This is a genomic window from Novispirillum itersonii (genome assembly GCF_014205675.1).
Taxonomy (GTDB): Bacteria; Pseudomonadota; Alphaproteobacteria; order Rhodospirillales; family Rhodospirillaceae; genus Novispirillum; species Novispirillum itersonii_A.
The window spans coordinates 32005-54021 of record NZ_JACIIX010000006.1 but is presented as its reverse complement, the minus strand read 5'-3'; the positions used below and the strand labels follow the sequence as shown (position 1 = coordinate 54021).

Sequence of the window (22017 nt, the reverse complement as noted above, 5' to 3'; positions counted from 1 at the left end):
CCTCAGGACGGTTTCAGCAACCGGGAGGCCCGCGTACCCCGCAGGGCCAGACCGGCAATCAGCAGGAAAATGATCCACTGCGGGGTTTCCATCAACGTGCCGAGATTACGGCTGCCGTAAGCGATGAACAGGCCCGCATAGGCGGCATATTGTGCGCACACCAGCCAGACCGGCCATGGCCCCATCTCCGTCCGCCGTGCGGCGGCCAGCAGGACAAGGCTGTTAATGGCTAAAATCACCGACACCGCATGCCACAGCACGGTGATGTAGGTTTGCAGGACCACGGACGGCCCGGCAGCCAACAGAGGGTCATGCACCTCCGACCCCCCGGCGAACAGATGGACCGCCAGTGTGACCGACGACAGGACTCCGGCGGCGGCATTCCAGTAATTCATGAGGGGTCCCCTGATCATTTCCATACGGTGCCGTATGGAAGCAGTTTTTCTTGCCCCGGTCAATACGGCAGCGTATGGATTCAGGATGACATCCCGCGACACCCTCTCTGACCAGCACTGGATTGAAGCCGCCTTCCGCGCCCTGAGTGACGGGGGCATTCAGGCCGTGCGGGCAGAAGCCCTTGCCCGCGCCCTGAAGGTCAGCAAGGGATCGTTCTACTGGCATTTCCGTGATGTTCCCGCCCTGAAGACGGCGATGCTGGCACACTGGAAGATCCGGGGAACACAGGAGATCATCGCGGCGATTGCCGATGCTGACACCCCGGCCCCCGCCAGCGCCCGGCTGCATCAGCTGACCCTGCTGGCCACCGACGACCGCAGCCACCCCTATGGGGGCGAGGCGGTCGAGATGGCCATCCGCCAGTGGGCCCGCCACGACCCGGACGCCGCCACCACCCTGCGGGAGGTGGATGACCAGCGGCTGACCTTCCTGACCGCGCTGTTCATCCAGCACGGCCAGACAGCAGAACAGGCGGGACGCCATGCCCGCCTGCTGTATGGTGCGTTAATCGGTCTGCCCTGCCTGCCGCCGGAAAACCCGGCTGACCTGCGGGCCGATCTTCTGGCCCTGCTCGACCGGCTTCTGGCCTGAGCCGCAGGCCCTGCCGGTCAGGTCGGCATGCGCGGCCGCAGACGGCGGGCCTGCGCCAGCAGCGCGAACGGCCCCGGCAGGTGGCTGAAGGTCTTTTCCACCTTCTTCTGGATCGACTGGCGGGTCTTGATGGCGGCCACCATGCCATCGAGACGGCGGTGCAGATAGTCCCAGGTGTCCACCGACTCCTCGGTGCTGTCATCCAGCCAGTACAGCAGGGTGGCGGCATAGATGCCGGTCAGCGAGGCCCGCTTGGTATACCAGTTGAAGTCATTCGAGCGGTCGCCGGCGGCGCGCCAGATGGCATCCGCCGTGCGGGCGGTGGCAGCAGCGGCGCGGGTCAGGTTGGTCGGCAGCGCATAGACCGACAGCGCACGGCGCACCGCTTCCTTATGGTCCTGCCACCGCATCAGCCGGGCCTGAATCACCTTGAACAGCCGGTCCCGCACCTTGTCATCGGCGCTCAACAGGGCTTCGGCATCCTCCGCCATCCGGGCATCGGCAAGGCGGGTGAAGTGTTCCACCGCATCAATCACCCCGTGCGGAAACAGCCGCTCCGGCACCGAGGCATCAAAATCGCAGTCCTGCGCGGCATGGCGCAGGGCGCGCAGGCTCCAGCCATCAAAGGGGATATGCGCCAGCGCCGCCAGCACCAGACGGTCCCGCATATCATCAAGGGTCAGCTCGGTCATAAGCCCCACTCCTTCCATCAGCTCGCCGCCGCCTTCCTGAGTTCCTCGACAAAGCCGAAGGTGGTCAGGTCGGTCATGCGCATGGGATACAGGATGCCGTCGAGATGGTCCACCTCGTGCTGCACCACCCGGGCATGAAACCCATAGGCCTGCACGTCAACCGGGGCGTTGTCCAGATCCACCCCCCGGTAACGGACCGCCGCCGGGCGCCGCACTTTCCCCGCCATTCCGGGCAGCGACAGGCAGCCTTCCACCTGATCGGCCAGATCATCGCCGATGGCTTCAATCACCGGGTTGATCAGGGTGGTCATCGGCACCGCCACACCGTTGTTGCGGTCCGGCGGCGCAAAGAAAATGACAATCCGCAGCGGCACATAGACCTGCGGCGCGGCCAGCCCGACGCCGCCCGCATCGCGCAGGGTGTCCTGCATATCAGCGACCAGACGGCGGATCTCCGGGCTGGTCGGATCTTCGACCGGCTGCGCCGCGGAGCGCAGGACCGGGTGGCCCATGCGGGCAATTTTCAGAATAGCCATATCCTGACTATGGAGTGGCCATGCCCTGCCGTAAAGGGGTACAATAGTGCGGAAAGTTGGTGGCAGGCCCCTTTGCTGACGCAAAAAGGCCGGTGGCTGGCCAATATTACGGTTTATAGACGATATTACGGTTCACAGGCCCGGATCACCGTGGTATAGAACCGCCCTTCGCGAGATCCCGGGTCTGTAAAGACCTGCCGGTCTCGCGGTCGGATCACAGGGTACGCGGGCAACTGCGCATCCTCCCAACCCTGCCGAGAGGGGGTGACTGTAGTGCAGGTTCTCGTTCGTGACAATAACGTCGATCAGGCCCTCAAGGCCCTGAAGAAGAAGATGCAGCGTGAAGGTATCTTCCGTGAAATGAAGCTGCGTCGTAGCTTCGAGAAGCCGTCCGAAAAGAAGGCGCGTGAAGAGGCGGAAGCCGTTCGCCGCTCCCGTAAGCTGGAGCGTAAGCGTCTGGAGCGTGAAGGCTTCTAAGGGTCCCTGATCGCGCTCCGTTGCGCATTGCGTAACGGGCACGAGAGTGCACTCTTGAGATAAAGGCCTGTCCCGGTTTCCCCGGGGCAGGCCTTTGTTTTTGTCTGCTTTTTCCGATCCACCCCTGACCACCCCCTTAGCCACCCCCCCGGATGGTAGGGGGGATGGTAGGGGGGATGGTAGGGGGGATGGTAGGGAGGATGGTATGAGGGGTGGTTTGCAAACCACCCTCCCCCCAGAAGCCAGAAGCCAGAGTCCAGAAGCCAGAAGCCAGAGTCCAGAAGCCAGAGTCCAGAGGCGAGACGCCAGCGCCACAGCGCAACGCTCCCGGCCCGGAGCAATGTGGCCTGCGGCGGCGGCGCTGCTGCTGCGGGATCCGCCCCCCTCTTGACGGTAAGTCTTTCCGCTGGCCTTCAGCCCCCCTGCCCCCTACCCTGTTTCCGCAGCCCATCGCCGGAGACCGCCGCCATGCCCCAGCCCCCGACCGGCTCAGCCCCCATTGACCTTGCCCTGCTGCGGGGCTGGATCGGCCGCAGCGACACCGCCGCCGAAACCGTGACGCCGGAGCTGGCCCGCCGTTTTGCCGCCACACTGGGGTGCGGCTGCGATCCGGCTGCCGGGGCTGCCGCGCCGCTGCTGATCCACCTGTGCATCGCCCCACCGGCTGCGGCAATGACCGATCTCGGCCGCGACGGCCACCCGGCCAAAGGCGGGTTCCTGCCACCGGTGCCGCTGCCGCGCCGGATGTGGGCCGGTGGGGCCTTCACCTTCCACGATGCCCCACGCATCGGCGAGGAAATCACCCGCCGCTCCACCGTCACCGATGTCACCCTGAAGCAGGGCCGCACCGGGCCACTGTGCTTCGTCACGGTTCAGCATGAGATCACCGGCCCCGACGCCCGCCCGCTGCTGACCGAGCGGCAGGACATCGTCTATCGCAGTGAAGCCACCGACACCGCCGCCAAGGCTGCCCCGCCTGCTGCCCCGGCGGGCCACCATCAGCGGCGGATCACCCCGACGCCGACCCTGCTGTTCCGCTATTCGGCCCTGACCTTCAACGGTCATCGCATCCATTACGACGCCCCTTACGCCCGGCAGGTGGAGGGCTACCCCGGGCTGGTGGTGCATGGGCCGATGCTGGCGACGCTGCTGTGCCACTTCGCCGCCGACCTGCACGGCCAGCCGCCGAAAACCTTCCACTTCCGCAGCCTGTCGACCCTGTTTGATGATGCGGACATTATCCTGCACGCCGAGGCTGGCGGCAGCACGCTGCGCCTGTGGGCCGCCCGCGATGGCGGCCCGGTGGCGATGGACGCCCGGGCGGAGTTTTAAAGAAGGGCGGCGTCAACGCCCTCCTCCGTTGGGTTACAGCTTTTCCGAAATCAGCCGCAGACCAAAAGCGGCCAGCAGCGTCCCGATCCCCCGTTCAATCCAGCGCCCGAAACGGTCATAGGCGGCCCGGGCCGGTCGGGTTGACAGCAGCAGGATGACAAAACCGTACCAGATAATTTCCAGCACAAATCCACCGGTCAGGATCACCGCCTTGGCCCAGACAGTGGTCTCCGGAGGGACGGCAACGGCATAAAGACCGATGAAAAAGGCGATGCCTTTGGGATTGGACAGGTTCACCAACGCCCCCATCCGCAACCCGCGCCGAAAACTTCCGGGATCAGCCTGCCGCTGCTGCGGGGCTTTCCCCTGATCAGACCGCCAGGCCATGACGCCGAGATAAAGAAGATAGCAGCCCCCCGCGATCTGGACGAAACCTGCCAGCCACCCGACCCGCGTCAGGATCAGGGCAAGGCCGGTCATCGACAGGGTGGCATAGAGTGTGGCGGCACAGGCCAGCCCGAAAATGGCCCCGGTGGCGGTGGACCGCGCCCCTGAGACCGCCAGACGGCTGATCAGGGCGAAATTCGGCCCCGGACTGACCAGAACAGCGGCGTAGAGCCCAAGGACGGTTATGACCGTGATCAGGTCTGCTTCCATCTGGCAACTCCCTCCGGCAGGCCCGGGCACACCCCCGCCCCTGCCAGAAAGCCACGGCATGACGCCGGAATCAAGGGCCCGGCACAGGCTGACGCGCCCTTTTCCCTACCGGATGAACGGGGGTTCCGTGCCCCCGTCCCTTTTCTCCGCCTCACGCCACAGCGGCGGCGATGGCGTCGGACAGGATGCTGATCCCCTGATCCACCTCGGCCTCCGAGATCGTCAGCGGCGGGGCAATGCGGAACACCCCGCCCATGCCCGGCAGCTTGACGATGTTCATGCTCAGGCCCCGCTGCATCGCCTCTTCCATGATCTTCGCGCCCAGCTCGAACCCGGCGGCCTTGGTGCTGCGGTCGGTAACGATTTCCATGCCCTGCAACAGGCCACGCCCGCGCACGTCACCGATGCAGTCGAAGCGCTGTTGCAGGTCCAGCAGCCCGTCACGCAGACGCTGCCCCCGGCTGACCGCCTGGGCCACCAGCCCGTCGCGGGCCACCACATCCAGCACCGTCACACCGATGGCGGCGGGCAGCGGATCGGAGACATGGGTGGTATAGAACAGGAAGCCGCGTTCAAATGCCGTCTGTTCAATCGCGCTGGTGGTCATCACCGCCGCCAGCGGCAGCCCGGCCCCCAGCGTTTTTGACAGGGTCATAATGTCCGGCGTTACCCCGTCGCGCTGGAAGGCGAACATGTGCCCGGTGCGGCCGATGCCGGTCTGGGCCTCGTCGAGGATCAGCAGCATGCCGCGTTCCTCGCACTTGCGCTTCAGGGCGGCGAGATAGCCGGGCGGCAGTTCCAGAATGCCGCCACTGGAGAGGATCGGCTCGGCGATGAAAGCGGCGAGGTTGCCGGTGGACTGGCGGTCAATCAGCCAGAAGGCATCATCCAGTTCCGTCTGCCAGTCCAGCGAGCCATCGGGATGGGTGAAGCGCGGGCGGTAAGCATTGGGGGCCGGGATCACCAGCGACCCCGCCGCCGCCGGGCCGTAGCCGCGCCGCCCGGCGCTGTAGGTGGCCGAGGCCGCCGAGCCGGTCATGCCGTGCCAGCTCTGGGCGAAGGCCACCACCTCGTGGCCGCCGGTGACCAGCTTGGCCATGCGGATGGCGGCTTCATTCGATTCCGCCCCGGTGGTGAGAAGCTGCACCCGGTCAAGGCCGGGAGCCAGTTCCGCCAGACGCTGCGCCAGATCGACCACCGGGCGGGTGAGCATGCCGCTGAACAGGTGCGCCACCTGTGCCATCTGCCGCTGCACGGTGGCGACGATATCCGGGTGGCCGTGGCCCAGCACCGCGCTCATCTGCCCCGAGGTGAAATCAAGGATCGCCCGCCCGTCGGCGTCATAGACATAGCTGCCCTCGGCGCGTTCGATGATCAGCCGCTCGAAGGCGGAACCGTAGCGGATCAGGTGGCGGTCAGCGGCTTCCCAGAAAGCGGGATCGGCATTGCGGGACATGGGGGCCTCCTTGCGGGCGATGTCAGAACCGGCTTTCAGGCTAGCAATTGCAGTGACTCAAGAAAAATTGATAATCTTGGAAACAGATATCAGAAATATTGATACAAATGTCCGAACCTGATCTGGCCCTGCTACGCCCTGTCAGACGGTCCCGCATCTGAAAGGCCGCCCGGTACCGCGACAGCCAATAGAGGCGCTGCCGACCTAGACCTTTGTCCGCGCGGCCAGATCCACGAGCCCGCGCATGTAATCGGGCCGCTCGCCCGTGCGCAGGCCAAGATGGATGGACTTGGCGATGCCTTGACCAAGGCGTATGCCCCGGACGCCCCTGGCCTCGCGCACCAGCCAGTCCGGCGTCGCGCTGACAGCTCTGCCCGAGGCGACAAGGCGCAGCATCAGATCCGTGGTCTCGACTGTGCGGTGCCGGCGCGGCAGGGCACCTGCCGGGACAAAAAACTGCGTGAAAATGTCCAGCCTCTCACGCGCAACGGGATACGTCACAAGCGTTTCCCCGGCCAGATCCTCAGGCCCGACGCTGTCTTTTCTTGCCAGAGGATGGGCCTCTGCCACGGCCAGCACCAGTTCGTAATCGAACACCGGCAGATAGTCCAGGCCGGGCCGTACAATCGGATCAGGGGTCACCAGCACGTCGATCTCATGACCCAGAAGCGCCGCGAGCCCGCCGAACTGAAAGGCCGAGGTAACATCAAGCTCCACATCCGGCCACTCAGCAAGGAAGGGATCTACGACGCGCATCAGCCAGTCCTGACAGGGATGACATTCCATGCCGATGCGGATCGCGCCGCGACGGCCGCGCGCATAATCCTCGACCACACTCAGGCCATGCTCAAGCTGCGGCAACACCCGGTTCGCCAGCGCCAGCAGGTATTGCCCCGCAGGTGTCAGGCGCAGCGTGCGCCCTTCGCGCTCCCAGACCTTGACGCCATGGCGCTCCTCAAACCGCCGGATCGCATGGCTTATTGCCGATTGCGTGAGACACAGTTTATCGGCAGCAGAGGTCAGGCTGCCCGTGCGGTCAACCTCGCGCAGGATCGCAAGGGGTTGAGTGTCTAGCATGCACATGACTCCCCGTCATGAAACACTGAGATAATCACATTTCCCGTCAAGGGAAAGTTCCGTCATACAGCCATGAAACCGCGCTTGAGAAGCAAAGAGACATGACCATGACGGCCCAGTTCGACTTCACCCTCAAAACACTGCGTTTCGACGAGGACTATACACCCGCCGAAAGCACCCGCCTCACCACCAACTTCGCCAATCTCGCGCGCGGCGAAAGCCGCCGGCAAAACCTGCGCAATGCCCTTCAGATGATCGACAACCGTTTCAACAGTCTGGCCCATTGGGATAATCCTCATGGCGATCGTTACAGTGTCACGCTCGATATCGTCTCGGTCGATCTGTCAGTGAACGGCGTGGCAGGGCGCTTTCCCGCCATCGAAATTCTCCAAACCACGGTTACCGACCACAAGACCGGCACCGAGATCCCCGGCATCGTCGGCAACAACTTCTCGTCCTATGTGCGTGACTACGATTTCAGCGTGCTGCTGCGCGAGCATAACGCCGGGCGCACGGGCTTCAGCGTTCCGGGTGATTTTGGCGATCTGCACGGGCGCATCTTCCGGGCCTTCGTCGCCTCGGAGGCCTACAAGGCACAATTCGCCAGACTGCCGGTGATCTGCCTGAGCGTCTCGGACGCAAAAACCTATACCCGCACCACCAATGCCCACCCGGTTCTGGGCATTGAATACACACCGGGCGAGACCTCGCTGACCGAAGCCTATTTCCGTAAAATGGGAATGGAGGTGCGCTATTTCCTGCCTCAGGGAAGCACCGCGCCCTATGCTTTCTATTTCTTCGGCGATCTCCTGAACGACTACACCAATCTTGAGCTGATCAGCACCATTGCCACGATGGAGACCTTCCAGAAGATCTATCGTCCCGAAATCTACAATGCGAATTCAGTGGCAGGCGAGGTGTTCAGGCCGCGCCTCAACCATCAGGACTTCTCGTACACGCGCATCACCTATGACCGCGAGGAACGCACGCAACTGGCAATCCGGCAGGGCGAACTTGCGCGCGACACCTTCATCGTGCCGCTGCGTGCGGTGCTCAAAGATGGGTCCGCGCACTACGCCGCCGAATGATGCGTCAGACCAAAAACACACTCAAGAAGAGGTAAAACCTGATGACGAAGCTCCTCCCCACCTCGACCGCCGGCAGCCTTCCCAAACCCTCCTGGCTGTGCGAACCCGAAAAGCTCTGGTCCGACTGGAAACTTGAAGGCGACGCTTTGGCCGAGGCCAAGCAAGACGCCCTGCGCATCACGCTGGCCGAACAGCAGTTTGCGGGCATCGACATCGTCAGCGACGGTGAACAGACGCGTCAGCATTTTGTGACAACCTTCATCGAGAGCCTCAGGGGCGTCGACTTCACCAAACGCGAGACAGTGACGATCCGTAAGCGCTATGAGGCGAGTGTGCCTACTGTGGTGGGGGCTGTGGCACGCACCAGACCGGTTTTTGTCGATGACGCGAAATTCCTGCGTGCCCAGACCAAATCGCCGGTCAAATGGGCACTGCCCGGGCCGATGACGATGATCGACACGCTTTACGACGCTCACTACAAAAGCCGCGAAAAGCTGGCATGGGAATTTGCCAAAATCCTCAACGAGGAAGCGCGCGAACTTGAAGCGGCCGGTGTCGACATCATCCAGTTCGATGAACCCGCCTTCAACGTCTTCTTCGAGGATGTGAACGACTGGGGCGTGGCTGCGTTAGAGCGCGCGGCCGAGGGGCTGAAATGCGAAACCGCCGTCCACATCTGCTATGGCTATGGCATCAAGGCCAATACCGACTGGAAAAAGACGCTCGGCAACGAATGGCGCCAGTATGAACAGACCTTTCCGACAATCCAGAAATCCAGCATCGGCATGGTTTCGCTGGAATGTCACAATTCGCATGTGCCACTGGACCTGATCGGGCTGATCCGCGGCAAAAAGGTGATGGTGGGGGCGATTGACGTGGCCTCCAACACGGTCGAGACGCCCGAGGAGGTCGCCGCGACCCTGCGCAAGGCGCTGCAATTCGTTGATGCCGACAAGCTTTATCCCTGCACCAACTGCGGGATGGCACCGCTCTCGCGCGAGGTTGCGCGCGGCAAGCTCAATGCCCTGAGTGCGGGCGCCGAGATCATCCGCAAGGAACTGTCGGCACAAAGACCGGCCGCCTGAAGCCAGCCCGAACACCCTTCAGTCGCCCGCATTGCCCGGCAATGGATCATCGGCGTCTTCGTTACCCCAGAACGGGCCGATGTTCCCTTGTCCGGTCTGATACCGTCTTGGCCAATGACCTGCCCCCGCGGGTCAGGTCATGCCAGACGGTAACGCTCAGGCACAGCATTCATCAGACGGTGATTCCGGCGTGGAAGCGCCAAGCCATCGCGGGAACGGTCGCAATGGTATCGGGAAAAATCAGAACCGGCCTTCAGGCTGGCATCTGGCTCTCCGCAAGAAAAAATGATACTGCTTCGGGCAGATATCAGGAAAGTTGATACTCATGTCCGAACCCGATCTGGCCCTGCTGCGCAGTTTTTCCGTGGTGGCCCGCACCGGCTCCCTCAGCACCGCCGCCGTACAGGTCGGGCGCACCCAGTCGGCGCTGAGCATGCAGATGCGGCGGCTGGAGGACCTGACCGGCCACATCCTGCTGCACCGCACCGGGGCCGGGGTGCGCCTGACCACGGCGGGGGAGCGCCTGCTAGGCCATGCTGATGCGCTGCTGGCCCGCCATGATGAGATGCTGGCCGACCTGCGCGGCACCACCCTGAAAGGCGCGGTCAGCCTCGGCTGCCCGGAGGATTATTCCATCACCTTCCTGCCCGGCCTGCTGAAAGGCTTCTGCGCCCGCAACCCGGAGGTGGAGCTGCGGATGGTCTGCGCCCCGACGCCGGAGCTGCGGCCCCTGCTGCACCGCCGCCAGATCGACATTGCGCTGGTGTCCCTGCCCGATCCGGCCCACCCGGAGGTGATCCGGCCGGAACATTTCGTCTGGGTTGCCGATGCGCCGGAACCCGCCGTGCTGGGGGCCGCCAGCCTGCCACTGGCCCTGACCGCGCCCAGCACGCTGGATTACCGCGCCGCCTGCGATGCCATGGATGCCCTCAACCGCCGCTACCGCGTTGCCTTCGCCAGCAACAGTCTGGCCGGGCTGATCGCCATCGCCCGCTCCGGTCATGCCATCGCCGTGCTGACCCGTACCGCCGTGCCGCCGGACCTGCACATTGTCACCGCCGGAATGCCGCCCCTGCCGACCATCGGCATCGCCGTGGAATACGCCGAGCCCCGCCCCGGCCCCGCCGTGCGCGCCCTTGGCGACCACATCCGGCAGGTGCTGCCGACGCTGGCCGACCGGCAGACGGTGTAGGGGCGCTGCCAGCAAACGTGAAGAACGGGGCTCCGCCCCGCTGGCGTCGCCAGCACCCTTAAAGAACGGGGTTCCACCCCGTGAACCCCGCAAGGAGGCGCGGCCTCCTTGACCTCTTTTTTCCGAAGACTCCCGGGATGGTCCCGGGGACGGCAAAGCAATCGCGGGCGTTGCCCGCACACCAAAAAGCGGAACCGCCCCCTCCGGCTTACGCCAGCAGGCCGCAGGCCAGCGCCCGGAAGGCCTCCTGCGCCTTCGGCAGCACCGCATCCGGGGTGCTGCTGGCGGCAACCCACAGGGCAGCGTTCAGCGCCGCGCCGTTGATCAGGCGGGCAGCGGCCTCCGGGTCCAGTGGCCGGACAATGCCGTCTGCCATCAGGGTGCGCAGCGCCTGCGTTGTCGTTTGCAGGCAGCTGTTCTGACTGGGCCACTGCGACGGGTCGCCCAGCACCGCCGGGCCATCCAGCAGCACAATGCGCTGCACCTCCGGGTCGCGGGCCATGTCGATATAGGCCGCCCCTTCCGCCAGCAGGGCATCCCACAGGCTGCCACACTGCTGGCCGATGGCATGGGCGCGGGCCGCCATCTCGGCGTCCATCTCCGTCACCACCGCCATCAGCAGGCCGCGCTTGTCGCCGAAATGATGGTACAGCGCCCCCCGCGTCAACCCCACCGCCGCCGTCAGGTCATCCATCGAGGCAGCGGCATAGCCCTTTTCCGCGAAGGCCGCCCGGGCGGCAGCCATCAGCCGGGCCCGGGTTTCCTCCATCTTTTCGGCCCGGCGGTTTGCCATGGCGGTTCCTTCCGACGCAAAAATTCACATACGCTGCGTATGCCAATTGACATACGGGCCGTATGCGACGATATAGATCACATACGCCGCGTATATCAACATCCCCCGGACCTGTGAAGCCCCCACACCTCCGGCAGCGCCCCTGTCTTCCCGACGCGCCGGGCCTGCCGGCGGGCGGAGCCTGACCACAGGACCCCACTCAGGACTGCCCCCGATGACCACCCCTGAAGCTGTTTTTCCCGCTGACCGCCATGCCCTGTACCGGCAGCACCGCTATTCCGCCGCCATCCGCTCCGGTGATCTGCTGTTTGTCTCCGGGCAGGTCGGCAGCCGCGCCGATGGCTCGCCCGAACCCGATTTCCGGCGGCAGGTGGAACAGGCCTTTGCCAACCTGTCCGCCGTTCTGGCCGCCGCAGGCTGCACCCTGCGCGATGTGGTCGATGTCACCACCTTCCACACCGACCCGCAGGGGCAGGTGGAGACCGTGATGGCGGTGCGCGACAGCGTCATCCCCACCGATCCGCTGCCCAACTGGACCGCCGTCGGCGTCACCTGGCTGGCCGGGTTTGACTTCGAGATCAAGGTGATCGCCCGGATCCCGGCAGCCTGACGGCATACGGAAAAGGGGCGGCAGGACACCCCGCCGCCCCTTTTTCCGGAGAACGACTCCCCGAAGACCGTTACGCCCCGTATCCAAACGGGTCGTCGATGCTGTGGCTGGGCTGGGTGAACCAGCGCGGGCCGTCTTCGGTCATGTAGAAGTGATCTTCCAGCCGCACCCCGAACCGGCCATACAGGCACAGCATCGGCTCGTTGGAGAAACACATGCCCGGCGCCAGCGGGGTCTGGTCGTTACGGACCAGATAGGGCCATTCGTGGATATCCAGCCCGATGCCGTGGCCGGTGCGGTGCGGCAGCCCCGGCACCGCATAGTCCGGGCCATAGCCCTGCTGTTCCAGATAGCTGCGGGCGGCGACATCCACCGACCCGCACGGTGCCCCGGGGATGGCAGCGGCAAAGGCGCGGGCCTGCGCTTCCTTCTCATGCTCCCACACCCGGCGCTGCTCCGGCGTTGCGGTGCCATAGACATAGCTGCGGGTGATGTCGGAGTTGTAGCCGTACAGCTTGCAGCCGGTATCAATCAGCACCATATCGCCGTCTTCCAGCACCTGCGGGTTTTTCACCCCATGCGGATAGGCGGTGGCTTCGCCGAACAGCACGATGCAGAAGCTGGAGCCCACCGCCCCCACCGCCCGGTGGGCCCGGTCGATAAAGTCCGCCACCTCGGTGGTGCTGATGCCGGGGCGCAGGATCCGCGCCGCCGCCTGATGCACCCGCAGCGTCATATCCTTGGCCCGCTGCATCAGCGCCAGCTCGGCGGCGGATTTCTGCATCCGGCATCCGGCGGTCACCGGTTTGGCATTCACCCACGTCATCGCCGGGGCCGCCTGCCGCAGCGCATCGAACAGGAAGAACGGCGTGCTTTCATCCAGCCCCACCGTGCCCCCGGTGATCCCGGCCTGCGCCAGCAGCCTGGCGAACAGCTCCGCCGGGTTTTCATGCTCCTGCCAGACCGCGATGTCGCCGCCGACCACCCAGTAATCGCGCAGGGTGTTTTCCTCAAACGCCGGGGCGATATAGGTCAGCGGGCCACGGGCCGGAATCAGCACCCCGACCATCCGCTCGCTGGGGTTCCAGCGGGTGCCGGTGAAGTAATACAGGCTGCTGCCCGCGTGAACATAGACCGCATCCAGCCCGTGTTCCTGCATCAGGGCCTGCGCCTTACCGATGCGGGCGGCGTATTCGTCGGCGGTGATCGGGGCAATGCCACCGGTCATGTCCGACAGGGCGGCGAGTTCAGTCTGCGGATCGGAGCCACCGACACCAAGGGCCATGGGGAGTGTCCTCACTGTGCTTGCAAAAGGAAAGGGCCGGAAAACCCGGCCCCCATCCTAGCACGCAGCCCTGCGGCAACAAGATTGTATCCAAAATCCAGAAGTATTACACCCCCGTATCCTTTAGAAAAACCCGCACCGCCGCGCTGACCTGCTGATGCACCTGCGCCCGGCTCTGACCGGCATCGTCGCACAGGAAGCGGTCGGAGGGGTCCGGCTCCTGCGCCAGCAGCGCCTTGCCACCCGGCTTGCAGTCCGGCAGCACACTGAAATGGCCGCCCGGCTGTTCCAGAAGTTTCGCTCCGGGGATCCGCGCCGCCAGCGCCGCCGCATTGGCGGCATGGGGCAGCAGTTCATCCCCGGTCAGGCCAACCACCAGCAGCGGCACCGGCCACGCCGCCAGACTGTCCGCCGCAAAGGCCTGCGCAAAGGCCGGGGACATCGCCACCACCGCCTTGATGCGCGGATCCCGGTACGATCCTTCCAGCTTGGCCCGGTCGAGGCTGTCAAAGCTCAGGCCTGCCGACAGGAAATAAGCGCAGTCACCCTGCTTCGGATTTCTCCGGCACAGGTCCCGGTACGCCTCGCGGTCCAGTCGCGCCCCGCCTGCCGCCAGCACCGTATAGCCGCCCAGCGAGTGACCGACGGCGGCAATCCGCGACGGATCCACCAGCGGGCCGATCTGCGGGTCCTTCAGCACCGCATCCAGCGCCGCCGACAGATCGCCGGGCCGCTGCCACAGCGCCAGCGCCTTCTGCGGCGAGGAATCCCCGGTGGTGCTGCCGGGGTGGGTCAGCGAGGCCACCACATAGCCCGCCTCCACCAGATCCCGCGCCAGCCACGCCTGATTGGTCATGTTGCCGCCGCTGCCATGCGACAGCAGCACCAGCGGCAGCCGCGCCCCCAGCGGGGCCTGCGGCGGGGCATCCAGCCGCACCGCCACCCCGGTCAACAGCGGACCATCGCCCACCATCTGTGTTGCCGGTCCCCGGTCAGCCGGATACCACAGGGCGACGGGAAAGGGACGCGGACCATCCTCCGTCCTCCACTCCACCATGATGCGTCTGGCCGCCAGCAGCGTTTCCGGCAACGGAACCGACTGGGATTCCGCCGCCTGCACCCGCCGCTCCGCCGGGGCGGTGATCAGTACCGCCCCCGCCACCGCCGCCCCCACCGTCACCGACAGCGCCAACCCCAGCAACGACCGCTTCATCCGGTTCATTCCCTGTACCCTTTCACGCTCTGCGCCCTCCGCACGGGCGCCCTCATTTCGGTTCCCCCTTCAGCACAGCGCGTGCCAAATGCAAAACCCCTGCTTCTGGCCGGTTCCGGCAGAGGCAGGGGTTTTGATTACAGCGAATTTCGCCACACTCAGCGAATTCCGTCAGCGAAAATCGCTATTCTATCATCTCAGACCGGAAATCCCGGCTCCGCCTGCTGGAGACGCCCGGCGATGCGCAGCGGCTGCACCGATACCGCCTTACCGCTGCGGTCGGTTTCCACCACCACCCCGCAGACGGTGGCATCGCCTTCCGCCGGAGACAGACGGTCCCCCGGAATCTTGCGGACGAAGCGGGCCATCGCCGCTTCCTTCTTCATGCCGATCACCGAGTTGTAGTCGCCGCACATGCCAAGGTCGGTGATATAGGCGGTCCCGCCCGGCAGCACCTGCGCGTCGGCGGTCGGCACATGGGAATGGGTGCCCGCCACCAGCGAAGCCCGGCCATCGCAGAAATGGCCCATCGACATCTTCTCGCTGGTCGCCTCGGCGTGAATATCAACAATCACCGCCTGCACCGCCGCCCCCAGCGGATACTTCTGCAAAATTGCCTGCGCGCTGGCAAAGGGGCAGTCCAGCGGATCCATGAACAGCCGCCCCATCACCTGCACCACCAGCACCTTACGGCCATCGGGCAGACTGTACAGCGTCGCCCCCCGGCCCGGGGTGCCATCCGGGTAATTGGCCGGGCGGACGATGCGCGGGTCGCGGTCGATATAGGCCAGCATCTCCCGCTGGTCCCACGCATGGTTGCCCAGCGTCACCACATCAACCCCGGCATCATAGAAATCCTGCGCGATGGCGGCGGTCAGGCCAAAGCCATGGGCGGCGTTCTCGCCGCAGACGGCGACAAAGTCCAGCTTCAGGTCCTTGCGCAGGCGCGGCACTTCCCGCACCACCGCATCCCGGCCCGACCGCCCGACCACATCGCCCAGATACATCAGCCGCATCACATGGTTCCCTTCACCGTTGCCCGCAGGCAACCACCGCCAGTTCCGTCACAATCCAGTCCAGAGGTTCATCATGGCCCTCTGTCGGCACCTCGGCAAGCGCCTGACCGGAAAAGGCCGCCCCGATGGTCAGCGGGGCCGATCCCGCCGCCCGCAGCCCGTGCAGGGTGCGGTCATAAAATCCGCCGCCATAGCCCAGCCGGAAGCCGGAAGCGTCAAAGGCCAGCAGCGGCACAAGCACCGCCGTCGGCGTCACCTCTTCCGCCGTTTCCGGCGGATGCACGGTCTTGAACGGGCCATCGGTCAGCCCCTGCCCCGGCTGCCAGCGACGGAAGCGCAACGGATCCCTCCGCCCGGTGACTTCCGGCAGGGCGGTGGTCACCCCGGCTGCCGCCAGCCGCGACAGCAGCGGCAACACATCCATTTCCGTCGGCAGCGGATGGTATCCGGCCACCACCGCCCCCGGGGCGGTCAGCTGCCCCCACAACAGCGGGTGCGCCGCCACCAGCGACGCCAGATCCTGCCCGGCCATCGGCGCCGCCGCTGACAGGGCGCGGCGCTGTGGGCGCATCGCCCGCCGCAGGGCATCTTTCAGAGGGTTCATTGCTGTCGGGTTCTCCGCGCGTCAGACTGTCTTCTGACAGACTTTCCGATGACAGGGGCCAGAGCCCCCAGAAAAGACAGGCTTAAAATGCCCGGAAATACAAAGCACCCGGAAACACAGAACACCCTGTAACGAAAAACCGGCAACCGCCACGAAAGGCCATTGCCGGTTTCAGTCACCGGATTTTCGCCGGTAGGATCACATCAACACCGGAGCAGCATCAGGATGCCGGTCCGGTCAGTAACAGTGCGAAGCCACCGTAGGCCGTTGGTCCGCAGACCCTCCACTAAGGCCGCGAGCACAAAGTGGGCGCCGTGTATAAAGGCCAGAGCCCTTACAGGGACAGCTCCCTCGTTTGAATATTATAGCCCCCGGGAGTAGTGCACCTGACGCACCGGGCAGCCTCGCACCCTATACTTAGGACGCCGCGAGGCTTCTTGCAACTGTTTCGATGCGCGCCGCCATTCTTTCCAGCGCAGAAGCAATGTCATCCTCGGCCTGACGCAGGCTCTGGTGTTCGTTACGGCGCTGTTCCAGATGGCTGCGGGCGGCTTCCAGCGCCTGTTTGGCGTCGGCCAGCTGCTTCTTCAGGGCGCTGCCCTCTTCCTCCAGCCGGGTCAGTTCAGCCTTGCTGCCATCGCCCAGACGGGCCGCTTCGGCCTGCGCCTCGGCAATCTGGCGGTCGGCGCGGGCCCGCACCTCCATCACCTGTTCCTGCGTCTGGGCGCGCAGGGCGTCCAGCTCCGCCTGAATCTCGGCGACCGAGCTGTCGGTTTCCTCGCGGATGGCGGTGATGGTGGTCTGCGCCTCTTCCCGCACGGCGGCGATGGCGGCTTCCGCCTCCGCCTGCGCTTCGGCGATCTTTTCCTCGACCATCGCCTCGGCTTCATGCGACAGGGCGTTCAGGGTCTCCTGCGCCTTGTCACGGGTGCGGCGGGCGTCGCCCAGCTCGTCGGCCAGCGTCAGGCTGGTCAGGACCAGAATCAGCCCCTCAGACACCGCACCGGTGGCTTCCGACAGTGACCGCGCCCGGCGGTCAAGCTCGTGCCCCAGCGCCTGAAGCTGCTGTTCCTGACCGTCCTCGCAGCCAATGCCGTAGGACCGCCCGTTGATCGTCAGTGTAACCTGAGCCATACCGCTCACATCTCCAGCACCGCCCGCAGGCGGCCAATAGCAGCATCAATACGCCCGGAAGCCTGCTGACCGGTCAGCTTCAGGGAGTGGTAATCGGACCGCACCGCCGACAGTTCCGCCGTCAGGGCAGCCAGACTGCCGCTGTCATGCCCTGACATCTCCATCCGGTCAAGCGCGGCCTGACCGACCTGCTCCAGCAGATCAACGGCATCACCCAGACGGGCAAGGGCCAGATCAATCCGGCGCGGTGCGGCAGTCGACGGCGTATCCATGGCAGCCTCTTCCAAAATCTCTTTTCTCATCCGGTGCCTTCATCCCCTCAGCACAGGCCCATAACACAGGCGTGACTCAGGAAGGGCACCCGAGCCTACTCTGCCCCAGCGGAACTTAAGGAAGTATGAATCGCCGGGTGGAAGCCTCCGGCGGTGCTTCGGTATTTTTCAAGCTGTTTCAGCATGCTATATAGCGACGTTAAAACAGGGTATAAGAATAGGCCTGTCCCCCGCCCCGGTCAACAGCGCCTTTGCCCCCGCCCCACACCTGCCCCACAGCGGAGTCCCCGCCCTGTCCGCCCAGCCCTGCCCGACCCTGCGCCTGCGGGTATGCAGCCACGACGATATCCGCACCGCCCTGCGGGAGGCGGCCGCACAGGGCTGCCCGGCGGAACTGTGGAGCGCCCCCGGGGCCGCCCGCTGGCTGGGTCCGCGCTGGCTGCGGCTGGCGGTGGCCGATGTCGCCGCCGGACTGCCCGATGCCCCGGCATGGACCACGGTGCTGGACTGCGGCGACGCCCCCGGTCTGGCGCTGGCGGCCTGGGCCGACGGGCAGACGGCGGTTGCTCTGTCCGCCACCGTGCCCGCCCCGGCCTGGCCGCGCCTGTCCGACATCGCCGCCCGCCATGGCGGCACCCTGCTGCGGGCCGAGGATGGCCCTGCCCCCGCCGGATTTTCCCCCGGCAGATGCCCCTGATCCACGGTTTTCCGTGATCCACAATTGAAGCGACGGCCAGAGCGGGCTATGAAAGGGGGACATGTCCGCTGTTTCAGCGCGTTTCCGCCCTCTGCCTGCCCTTCTGCCTGTATTGGACCCTGCCTGATGGCCAAAGCCCGTTCCTCTTCCTCCTCCGCCACCGATCCCCGGGACTGCCGCCTGTATCTGATCACCCCGCCCGCGTTGCCGGATGTGGAAGCCTTCGCCGCCACCCTCGCCGCCGCGCTGGATGCCGGGGACGTGGCCGCCCTACAGATCCGCCTGAAGGATGTGGATGACGATACCGTGCGCCGCGCCGTCGATGTGCTGCGTCCGGTGGCGCAGGACCGGGGCGTCGCCCTGATCCTGAATGACAACCCGGATCTGGCCAAGGAGACCGGCTGCGACGGCGTCCACATCGGCCAGAAGGACACTCCCTATAAGCAGGCGCGCGCCATTATGGGGCCGGATGCCATTGTCGGCGTCACCTGCAACGACAGCCGCCATCTGGCGATGATCGCCGCCGAAAACGGTGCCGACTATGTCGCCTTCGGCGCTTTCTTCCCCACCACCACCAAAGAAACAACCGCCGAGGCCGACGCCGACCTGCTGGAATGGTGGCAGGCGATGATGACCACCCCCTGCGTCGCCATCGGTGGCATCACCGTCGATAACGCCCGCCCGCTGGTGGAAGCCGGGGCCGACTTCATCGCCGTCTCCAGCGGCGTCTGGGGGCACCCCGACGGTGCCGCCGCCGCCGTCAAGGCCTTCGGCCCGGTGCTGGCACTGTAAGGGTCGCTTTGCGTGGAGAGTGCGGGTCCCCGGCCCGCACCCTGACAGGAGAGGGAAACGCGGGCCCGGCCCGCACCCGCCAAGGGCCATTGGCCCTTGGATCCCTTGCTATAAAGCCGAGCTTCCGCCCGGCAGGGGCCATTGGCCCTTGGATCCCTTCCCATAAAAAAGCCGGGCTTCCGCCCGGTTGGGGCCATTGGCCCTTGGATCCCTTCCCATAAAGACGGGCTCCCGCCCGGCTGGGGCCATTGGCCCTTGGATCCCACTTTTGGGCGATCCCGTTACTTGGGAGCCTGAGCGGCAAATCAAGGTCCCATCCCCATCCTGTTTGGTTCCGCAGGGCTTTGCCCTGCAAACAAAGTCTTCACAGCCCTCCGGGATCTCATTTCTTCTTAAAACAGAGGTCAAGGAGGCCGCGCCTCCTTGTGGGCCAGCGGGCAGAGCCCGCATGGTTTTTACATCTGCTGGCAAAGCCAGCGGGGGGCAAAGCCCACATAATTTTACGCCTTCTGGCAAAGCCACCGGGCGGGAAGCAGAGCCCGCCGGTTTTACGCCCGGTGCGGGCACAAAAAAGCCCCGGCGCGTTGGCTCCGGGGCTTTTTTGGCGTAAAGGCTTCAACCGGATCAGATCAGGTCGAAGCGGTCGGCATTCATCACCTTGGTCCAGGCGGCGACGAAGTCGGTGACGAACTTTTCACGGGCGTCATCCTGAGCGTAGACCTCGGCATAGGCGCGCAGGATGGAGTTGGAGCCGAACACCAGATCGACACGGGTGGCGGTGAAGCGGGTTTCGCCGCTCCTGCGGTCGCGGATATCATAGCTGTTGCGACCGGTCGGAACCCATGTGTAGGCCATATCGGTCAGGGTGGTGAAGAAGTCGGGGGTCAGCGCCCCGACCCGGTCGGTGAACACGCCGTGGCGGCTGCCGCCATGGTTGGTACCGATCACCCGCATGCCGCCGACCAGCACCGTCATTTCCGGCGCGGTCAGCCCCATCAGTTGGGCGCGGTCAAGCAGCAGCTCTTCCGGCGTCGGGGTGTAGGCGGCCTTCTGCCAGTTGCGGAAACCGTCATGCAGCGGCTCCAGCACCGAGAAAGAGTCGGCATCCGTCATCTCGGCCGTTGCATCGCCCCGGCCCGGCAGGAACGGAACGGTGACAGAGACCCCGGCAGCCTGCGCCGCCTGCTCCACCCCGACATTACCCGCCAGCACGATCACGTCAGCAACGCTGGCCCCGTGGGTGGCAGCAATCGGTTCCAGCACCGCCAGCACCCGGGCCAGCCGCTCCGGCTCATTCCCGGCCCAGTCCTTCTGCGGGGCCAGACGGATGCGGGCCCCATTGGCCCCGCCGCGCATGTCGGAAGCGCGGAAGGTGCGGGCACTGTCCCACGCGGTGGTGACCAGATCGCTGACGCTCAGGCCACTGGCGGCAATCGCCGCCTTGACGGCGGACACATCGTAATCGGTGCGGCCAGCGGGGACCGGATCCTGCCACAGCAGATCCTCCGCCGGAACATCCGGGCCGAGGTAGCGGGCCTTCGGCCCCATGTCCCGGTGGGTCAGCTTGAACCATGCCCGGGCAAACACCTCGGAGAAATAGGCCGGATCCTGATAGAACCGTTCAGAAATGGCGCGGTAGGCCGGATCCTTGATCATCGCCATATCGGCGTCGGTCATGATCGGGTTGCGGCGGACCGTCGGATCCTCCACATCCACCGGGCGGTCTTCCTCGCGGATCGACACCGGTTCCCACTGCCACGCCCCGGCCGGGCTCTTGCGCAGCTCCCACTCGTGGCTGAACAGCATGGTGAAATAGCCGTTGTCCCAGCGGGTCGGATGAGTGGTCCACGCCCCTTCGATGCCGCTGGTGACGGTATCGCGGCCCACGCCACGCCCGGACCTGTTCAGCCAGCCGAAGCCCTGATCCTCGACATCGCCGCCTTCCGGGGCCGGGCCGAGCTTCGCCGCATCGCCGTTGCCATGCGCCTTGCCGACGGTATGGCCGCCAGCGGTCAGGGCGACGGTCTCTTCGTCATCCATGCCCATACGGGCGAAGGTTTCCCGCACGTCCTGCGCGGTGCGCAGCGGATCCGGCTGACCGCCCACCCCTTCCGGGTTGACGTAGATCAGGCCCATCTGCACGGCGGCCAGCGGGTTTTCAAGGCTCTGGCGGCTGTCGTCGCCGTAGCGCTCGGCCCCCATCCAGTCCTTTTCATTGCCCCAGTAGATATCCTTTTCCGGGTGCCAGATGTCTTCCCGGCCAAAGCCGAAGCCGAAGCTCTTCAGCCCCATCGACTCATAGGCCATGGTCCCGGCCAGCACGATCAGGTCAGCCCAGCTGATGCGGTTGCCGTACTTCTTCTTGATCGGCCACAGCAGACGGCGGGCCTTATCGAGGTTGCCGTTATCCGGCCACGAGTTGAGCGGGGCGAACCGCTGGTTGCCGGTATTGGCCCCGCCGCGCCCGTCAGCACTGCGATAGGTCCCGGCGGCATGCCACGCCATGCGGATCATCAGGCCGCCGTAATGGCCCCAGTCGGCGGGCCACCAGTCCTGACTGTCGGTCATCAGCGCTTTCAGGTCGCGCTTCAGGGCCTCCACGTCCAGCGTTTTCAGGGCCTCGCGGTAGCTGACATCCGGCAGCGGATTGGTCTTGGTATCGTGCTGATGCAGGATGTCGAGATTAAGGGTGTTCGGCCACCAGTGGGTCGGGGTCGAGCCGGAAGCGGTGTTCGCGCCGTGCATCACCGGGCATTTTCCGGAAGAAGTGGTGTCCATTGTACACTCCGATCGTGGCTGAAAGTGGCTGGATACGGGGAAAATGGTCATGCCACAGGGGGCGCGCGCAGCGGCGTGCAGCCTGAAAGCGTGGAGACAAGTGTACTCCATCAACCGATTTTCCGCCTGAGCGGAAGAGGATATTGCGGGGAATTTCAGGCTTTACAGACGTCAGACCCCGGTT

The 22017-nt window shown here is 65.3% G+C and carries 24 protein-coding genes and 1 other RNA gene; 9 read left to right on the top strand and 16 right to left on the bottom strand.

The window, feature by feature from the left end; genetic code table 11:
- Positions 1-2: 2 nt before the first annotated feature.
- Entirely contained in the window at positions 3-395 is a 393-nt protein-coding gene (locus FHS48_RS09340; protein WP_184263304.1) for a hypothetical protein, read from the bottom strand.
- 85 nt (positions 396-480) lie between these two features.
- On the opposite strand from FHS48_RS09340, the gene FHS48_RS09335 reads away from it, so the two are divergent.
- On the top strand, positions 481-1047 hold the full coding sequence (locus FHS48_RS09335) for a TetR/AcrR family transcriptional regulator (protein WP_184263303.1): 567 nt from the start codon (positions 481-483) through the stop codon (positions 1045-1047).
- 17 nt (positions 1048-1064) lie between these two features.
- Here the strand turns inward: FHS48_RS09335 and FHS48_RS09330 are convergent, their stop codons facing one another.
- Together FHS48_RS09330 and def are read right to left on the bottom strand one after the other, a co-directional pair.
- A complete protein-coding gene (locus tag FHS48_RS09330; protein ID WP_184263302.1) occupies positions 1065-1739 on the bottom strand; it encodes a COQ9 family protein in 675 nt (224 codons plus the stop codon).
- A gap of 17 nt (positions 1740-1756) precedes the next feature.
- Positions 1757-2275 carry a peptide deformylase gene (gene def, locus FHS48_RS09325; RefSeq protein WP_184263301.1) on the bottom strand — a complete coding sequence of 173 codons (519 nt, stop codon included), beginning with the start codon at positions 2273-2275 and terminating at the stop codon, positions 1757-1759.
- Between the two features lie 273 nt (positions 2276-2548).
- On the opposite strand from def, the gene rpsU reads away from it, so the two are divergent.
- Together rpsU and FHS48_RS09315 are read left to right on the top strand one after the other, a co-directional pair.
- Positions 2549-2752 (top strand): 30S ribosomal protein S21, encoded by a 204-nt coding sequence (gene rpsU, locus FHS48_RS09320; protein ID WP_019646161.1) that lies wholly within the window; start codon positions 2549-2551, stop codon positions 2750-2752.
- 468 nt (positions 2753-3220) lie between these two features.
- Positions 3221-4084 carry an HTD2 family dehydratase gene (locus tag FHS48_RS09315; RefSeq protein ID WP_184263300.1) on the top strand — a complete coding sequence of 288 codons (864 nt, stop codon included), beginning with the start codon at positions 3221-3223 and terminating at the stop codon, positions 4082-4084.
- A gap of 33 nt (positions 4085-4117) precedes the next feature.
- Here FHS48_RS09315 and FHS48_RS09310 read toward each other — a convergent pair whose 3' ends face one another.
- The 3 genes from FHS48_RS09310 to FHS48_RS09300 all read right to left on the bottom strand — a co-directional run bounded on the left by FHS48_RS09310 (position 4118) and on the right by FHS48_RS09300 (position 7274).
- The gene (locus tag FHS48_RS09310; RefSeq protein WP_184263299.1) at positions 4118-4741 is read right to left on the bottom strand and encodes a LysE family translocator; all 624 of its coding nucleotides are present in this window, start codon (positions 4739-4741) and stop codon (positions 4118-4120) included.
- Between the two features lie 151 nt (positions 4742-4892).
- Positions 4893-6197 (bottom strand): aspartate aminotransferase family protein, encoded by a 1305-nt coding sequence (locus FHS48_RS09305; RefSeq protein WP_184263298.1) that lies wholly within the window; start codon positions 6195-6197, stop codon positions 4893-4895.
- Between the two features lie 204 nt (positions 6198-6401).
- Entirely contained in the window at positions 6402-7274 is an 873-nt protein-coding gene (locus FHS48_RS09300; protein ID WP_184263297.1) for a LysR family transcriptional regulator, read from the bottom strand.
- 101 nt (positions 7275-7375) lie between these two features.
- Here FHS48_RS09300 and FHS48_RS09295 point away from each other — a divergent pair, with 101 nt between their 5' ends.
- The 3 genes from FHS48_RS09295 (at position 7376) to FHS48_RS09285 (ending at position 10639) form a co-directional block, all read left to right on the top strand.
- Entirely contained in the window at positions 7376-8362 is a 987-nt protein-coding gene (locus FHS48_RS09295; protein ID WP_311769115.1) for a putative oxygenase MesX, read from the top strand.
- 41 nt (positions 8363-8403) lie between these two features.
- Positions 8404-9447, top strand: coding sequence for a methionine synthase (locus FHS48_RS09290; RefSeq protein WP_184263295.1), 1044 nt, complete (start codon positions 8404-8406; stop codon positions 9445-9447).
- A gap of 325 nt (positions 9448-9772) precedes the next feature.
- Positions 9773-10639, top strand: coding sequence for a LysR substrate-binding domain-containing protein (locus FHS48_RS09285; RefSeq protein ID WP_184263294.1), 867 nt, complete (start codon positions 9773-9775; stop codon positions 10637-10639).
- A gap of 208 nt (positions 10640-10847) precedes the next feature.
- Here the strand turns inward: FHS48_RS09285 and FHS48_RS09280 are convergent, their stop codons facing one another.
- Positions 10848-11432, bottom strand: coding sequence for a TetR/AcrR family transcriptional regulator (locus FHS48_RS09280; protein ID WP_184263293.1), 585 nt, complete (start codon positions 11430-11432; stop codon positions 10848-10850).
- A gap of 214 nt (positions 11433-11646) precedes the next feature.
- Here FHS48_RS09280 and FHS48_RS09275 point away from each other — a divergent pair, with 214 nt between their 5' ends.
- Positions 11647-12042, top strand: coding sequence for a RidA family protein (locus tag FHS48_RS09275; protein ID WP_184263292.1), 396 nt, complete (start codon positions 11647-11649; stop codon positions 12040-12042).
- A gap of 70 nt (positions 12043-12112) precedes the next feature.
- On the opposite strand, the gene FHS48_RS09270 is transcribed toward FHS48_RS09275, so the two are convergent.
- The 8 genes from FHS48_RS09270 to FHS48_RS09235 form a co-directional block, all read right to left on the bottom strand.
- A complete protein-coding gene (locus FHS48_RS09270) occupies positions 12113-13327 on the bottom strand; it encodes a M24 family metallopeptidase (protein ID WP_184263291.1) in 1215 nt (404 codons plus the stop codon).
- Between the two features lie 106 nt (positions 13328-13433).
- Entirely contained in the window at positions 13434-14549 is a 1116-nt protein-coding gene (locus tag FHS48_RS09265; protein ID WP_184263290.1) for an alpha/beta hydrolase family protein, read from the bottom strand.
- 188 nt (positions 14550-14737) lie between these two features.
- Complete coding sequence (locus tag FHS48_RS09260; RefSeq protein ID WP_184263289.1) at positions 14738-15556, bottom strand: TIGR00282 family metallophosphoesterase; 819 nt, start codon at positions 15554-15556, stop codon at positions 14738-14740.
- A 13-nt stretch (positions 15557-15569) separates the two neighbouring features.
- On the bottom strand, positions 15570-16160 hold the full coding sequence (locus FHS48_RS09255) for a 5-formyltetrahydrofolate cyclo-ligase (protein WP_184263288.1): 591 nt from the start codon (positions 16158-16160) through the stop codon (positions 15570-15572).
- A gap of 247 nt (positions 16161-16407) precedes the next feature.
- Positions 16408-16568, bottom strand: a non-coding RNA gene (ssrS, locus tag FHS48_RS09250) — 6S RNA.
- Between the two features lie 9 nt (positions 16569-16577).
- Complete coding sequence (locus FHS48_RS09245) at positions 16578-17294, bottom strand: cell division protein ZapA (protein ID WP_184263287.1); 717 nt, start codon at positions 17292-17294, stop codon at positions 16578-16580.
- Positions 17295-17299: 5 nt separating this feature from the next.
- The gene (locus tag FHS48_RS09240; RefSeq protein ID WP_184263286.1) at positions 17300-17566 is read right to left on the bottom strand and encodes a hypothetical protein; all 267 of its coding nucleotides are present in this window, start codon (positions 17564-17566) and stop codon (positions 17300-17302) included.
- 199 nt (positions 17567-17765) lie between these two features.
- On the bottom strand, positions 17766-17906 hold the full coding sequence (locus FHS48_RS09235) for a hypothetical protein (RefSeq protein ID WP_184263285.1): 141 nt from the start codon (positions 17904-17906) through the stop codon (positions 17766-17768).
- Between the two features lie 111 nt (positions 17907-18017).
- Between FHS48_RS09235 and FHS48_RS09230 the strand changes: the two genes are divergently transcribed.
- Positions 18018-18263: a hypothetical protein gene (locus FHS48_RS09230; protein WP_184263284.1), complete on the top strand. Its 246-nt coding sequence runs from the start codon at positions 18018-18020 to the stop codon at positions 18261-18263.
- A gap of 126 nt (positions 18264-18389) precedes the next feature.
- Positions 18390-19055: a thiamine phosphate synthase gene (gene thiE, locus FHS48_RS09225; RefSeq protein WP_184263283.1), complete on the top strand. Its 666-nt coding sequence runs from the start codon at positions 18390-18392 to the stop codon at positions 19053-19055.
- A 624-nt stretch (positions 19056-19679) separates the two neighbouring features.
- On the opposite strand, the gene katG is transcribed toward thiE, so the two are convergent.
- A complete protein-coding gene (gene katG, locus FHS48_RS09220) occupies positions 19680-21833 on the bottom strand; it encodes a catalase/peroxidase HPI (RefSeq protein ID WP_184263282.1) in 2154 nt (717 codons plus the stop codon).
- Positions 21834-22017: the final 184 nt, after the last annotated feature.